The following is a 4,532-nucleotide window of genomic DNA, read 5'->3' as shown; positions in this document are numbered from 1 at the left end:
CTGTAATAATGGCAAAAAAGGCCATGTAGCAATATGAAGGGGTGTATACATTAGGAGAATGTAATTTTACGAGAGTGTTACGCGAAAAAAGTTAATACATTGATGGTTAATGTGAATAAACCATATGCAAACTTTATAAACCTGAGATTGAAATCTCCTCTCTGCATAGGTAGATAAAAGATTTGGTTTAGAGTTAAGGGTTTAGCGTTAAGAGATTTTTCCCTAAACCCTTGCCCCTAATCTCTAAACCATATTAATATGGTACTAATTATTTCTAAAGTAAGTATTTATTAAATAAAGTTCTAAATTAGATGCCTATATATGGTGTATAATAGAAGATGTTCTATATTTCTGGCTATACTATTTATAAGGAGTTGATGTAGATTGAATACGGTAAGTGGACTTATTAAAACCATGCGTCCCAAACAATGGACTAAGAATTTCATTTTGTTTGCTGGCCTTTTGTTTTCTCATAATTTAGCTGATATTCATAAATTAAAATTAGCCACTATGGCATTTTTATTATTCTGTGGTCTATCAGGGAGTGTATACATAATAAATGATATATTGGATGTGGAAAAGGATAGGAACCATCCTAAGAAGAAATTTAGGCCAATAGCTTCTGGAATGGTATCTGTAAAAGGCGCCTTAATATTTTTATGTGGATTATTGTTTACAACCCTATATATATCCTATAGATTGAATGTACAATTCTTTTATGTGGGAGTATTATATTTTTTACTCATAACTTTCTATTCTTTTATTTTAAAGCATTTGGTTATTATTGATGTTATGGCTATAGCCCTAGGTTTTGTTCTACGTGCCATAGCTGGTGTGGTAGTAATAGATGCTTTAATATCTCCATGGCTTTTATTATGTACTTTTTTATTAGCTTTATTTTTAGCTTTAAATAAGAGAAAAGCAGAACTTGAGATCAAAAAGAACTCTAGAAAAATATTGGAGGAATACTCTAAGGAGCTACTTAGTGAAATGATAAGTATAGTAACAGCATCTACTGTTATGGCCTATTCATTATATTCCTTTACAGCTTATGATCATGTATATATGATGTTAACTATTCCCTTTGTAGTCTATGGTATATTCAGATATGAATATATAGTACATAAGAAAAATTTAGGAGAAACTCCTGAGACCGTATTGCTTAAGGACAAGCCTCTTATTGTAAATATAATTCTTTGGATAATAAGCTGTATAGCTGTATTATATAGATAAGTAAGGTGGGTTCATAAATGGATTTTAATAAAATAAAAAAAGGGTTCATAATATCTTTTATAATGGGAATTATTCTTTTGTTTGTTTTGGGAGTTTATTCTGATTATCAAAAGTTGGTGTTGGTTTTTAAAGGTTTCAATTATTTTTATCTTCCCATCATACTATCTTTAGCTCCACTTAACTATTTCTTTAGGTATATTAAGTGGTCTTATTATTTAAAATCTACAGATATTCATATTGAAAGAAGAGATAATATACTTATATTTTTAAGTGGATTAGCCATGACTATTACTCCTGGTAAGGTTGGTGAGTTTTTAAAGAGTTATCTTTTAAAGGAAAAGTACCATATTTCCTATTCCAAATCATCTCCCTTAATAATTGGAGAAAGATTTACAGATGGCATAAGTGTTCTTATTTTATCTCTATTGGGGTGTTTTTATTTTAAAGATGGATTGTTATTGTTATCTATTATTCTTTTATTAGTAATATTATTTTTATATTTTATTTCTAATAAAAAGATGGTCTATTATGTGTTAAGTAAAATACATAATATAAACTTTTTCAAAAAGTATGAGGATAGTTTTATTAATTTTTATGAAAATATAAGCATTATACTGAAAGGAAGAATATTATTTAATTCTATCTTAATCGGTATAGTCTCCTGGTTCTTTGAGGGTGTGGTAATATATTTTACAATTAAATCCTTAGAAAGTACTATTTCTATTTTCGCATCTGTATTTATAGTATCCTTTTCATTCATACTGGGAGCTTTATCTATGATCCCTGGAGGTTTAATTGCTGTAGAAGGTTCTTTAATTGGTTTTTTAGTATTAATTGGTATAAATAAAGATTTGGCAGTGGCAACTACCATAATCAGTAGGTTTTCTACTTTATGGTTAGGAGTATTTATAGGGATTATTAGTCTTTTAGTTTTGAAATTTAAAAATAGAGATTGAGGTTAACTCCCCAATCTCTATTTTTATCTAATTACCTAATTGTCACTGTTCTTGTTGCTCCATGCCATTCCACTTCTGCACCTAGTGCTCTTGCTATGAATGATACAGGTAACATGGTTCTTCCATCTTTAATTTCTGCCACTGTGTCCATCATTATTGTCATTCCATTTACCATTAATTTATTGCTTCCTATTTTTATTTGTACTATTCTATGATCTTTAAAAATTGTAACTGTTCTTGTTTTACCATCCCACATGATGTTATTATCTTCCACTCCTATGGAGTCTGCCACATATCTTACTGGTAACATGGTTCTTCCATCTTTAATGTATGGTGCCACATCTGCTATTTTTGTTTCTTCTCCAACTTTGTATTCCTTCTGTCCTATTACAAACTGTGCTTGATTCACTAATGTGGTATCATCATATACGTTAGCCACTTCCAATTCTACATAGTAATCCTTTGAGAATCTTCCCATATACCTTAATTGATATGATTTACTTTGTGGTAATGATTTGTCATATCCATTCTGGATTAATCCATCACCTTTGATTTCTGCCATTACTTTTCCTATTGCTATTGAGTTATCTACATTCACATTTATTCCTGTAATTTCAATTACTGATGGTTCCTCACTTTGAGAATCTACTGTGATTGTTAATAGATTGTCCTCTACTTCAATACCATATTTATCTATTTCTAAATCACCTTGTACTACTTTTACTGTTGGCTCATGGTCCCATTCCATATGCTCTTCTAACTCAATTACAATATGACCTTCTTGAATTCCTTTTGCTTTGTTTTCTGTAATTGTAATCTTTCCTATTTCTTGGTCTCTTAATCCAGCTTTAATATTAACTACTTCTGTCTGGATTGTTACGGGTGCTATTGCTTTTCCTAATACTACTTCATAATCCTTTTCTAATCCTCTAGATGTGACTAAAGCTTTAATATCTCCTTGGAATCCTGCTTCTACTGACACATAAAATGTTAATTCCAACTTCTTCTTAGAAGAATTTGTCATTATAAATTCAAATTCATTTTCATCTATTTCTTCATCAGCGATAGGGTCTCCTGATTTTATAACGTTTAAGATTTTCACTTCCTTAGGTAATTGAACATTTACTATTCTTCCATCAGTCCAGGAACCTAATACTTCCTCTTCCATAGTCAATTTTACTAATTCATGTGCTTCGTCTACTGTTCCTACTCCATCCACATATGTGCCTGAGAAAATTTCTGTTGGTTCATCATCTGCTTCTACTATTACTTCATACTCTTTGTATTCTCCAACTTCTAAATTGGTAGTTTTAATTGATGGATCATTTGATTTAACTGTCATATAAACAGTTCCTTCTTCAGAGTCACTTGTAGTCTTAACTCTTAATCCTGATACTTCTATTTCTCCTCTTTCAGTTAAATCAGTTACTAATGCTCCATCTTGGAAGTTTAACTTAATTGTATTATTATCTAATTTTTGGACCTGCACCTTAGATGGGTCTCCTATTAATGATCCTCCTATTACTATTGAACTTTCATCTAATTTAAAGTCATCTGTTAACTCTAATTTTATATGATCTAATTCATCTACGTCTATTGATCCTATTGCTGATTCTTCTATTGTTAGTGTTTCAATATGTGCTGAACCTGCAAATTTTACAGTATCATCTAAGGTTATAGTTGTTCCACCTTCTACTACATGGGCAAATGTATATTCACCTTCTGTTACTGCTCCACTCTTAGATGTGACAGATACTACAGCTTCACCTTCGTGCTGTACTTCTACTTTTAACGGAATTTTTATTACTGAACCTTCTGCAATATTGTCAGCTACTATTTCCACCTTAGAATCAGATTTTCTGGTTAGGGTTACAGTTCCTTCACCTTCCACTGTGGAAGCTAACTTGGTTTCATCTAGCCACTTAGCATTTTCTAATTCTAACTGAATTACTTCCCTTGCTCCAAAATCTCCACCATCATTTTCAATCTTTAATAGGGGTGAGTTACTTTCTAATTCTATATGATCTTTAATGGTTACTATCTTTGTTAAAGAATTATGAGATGCAGCAAAGGATGCCATAGGAATTGTGCATAATGCCATAGACATAGCTAGTACTAAAGCTATTGTTTTTTTCATAGATAAACATCCTCCTTTCAGCATTCCTTCTTTTCTCAATTTATTTTTTATAGTATTTTATCTTGAAAAAAAGCTTGGATTATTGGTTCAGAATTTAGAATTTCAACCCTAAACCCTCAACCCTTAACCTAAAAATAGAGATTGGGAATAACTCCCCAATCTCCTTTTATCAAACTACTTGATTGTTACTGTTCTTGTTGCTCCAT

At 31.0% G+C, this 4,532-nt stretch carries 3 protein-coding genes; 2 read left to right on the top strand and 1 reads right to left on the bottom strand.

The window, feature by feature from the left end; translation table 11 throughout:
* Positions 1 to 384: 384 nt before the first annotated feature.
* Both CCE28_RS21720 and CCE28_RS21715 read left to right on the top strand, forming a co-directional pair.
* Positions 385 to 1,233, top strand: a complete 849-nt coding sequence (locus tag CCE28_RS21720; RefSeq protein WP_242973058.1) for a decaprenyl-phosphate phosphoribosyltransferase — start codon at positions 385 to 387, stop codon at positions 1,231 to 1,233.
* 17 nt (positions 1,234 to 1,250) lie between these two features.
* Positions 1,251 to 2,189: a lysylphosphatidylglycerol synthase transmembrane domain-containing protein gene (locus CCE28_RS21715; protein WP_095136318.1), complete on the top strand. Its 939-nt coding sequence runs from the start codon at positions 1,251 to 1,253 to the stop codon at positions 2,187 to 2,189.
* 31 nt (positions 2,190 to 2,220) lie between these two features.
* On the opposite strand, the gene CCE28_RS21710 is transcribed toward CCE28_RS21715, so the two are convergent.
* Positions 2,221 to 4,326, bottom strand: a complete 2,106-nt coding sequence (locus CCE28_RS21710; protein WP_176461973.1) for a copper amine oxidase N-terminal domain-containing protein — start codon at positions 4,324 to 4,326, stop codon at positions 2,221 to 2,223.
* Between the last annotated feature and the right edge of the window lie 206 nt (positions 4,327 to 4,532).

It is taken from the genome of Anaeromicrobium sediminis (assembly GCF_002270055.1).
GTDB classification, from domain to species: Bacteria; Bacillota; Clostridia; order Peptostreptococcales; family Thermotaleaceae; genus Anaeromicrobium; species Anaeromicrobium sediminis.
Note: the sequence above shows the minus strand (reverse complement) of the source record. Positions and strands in the feature narration are given on the sequence as shown.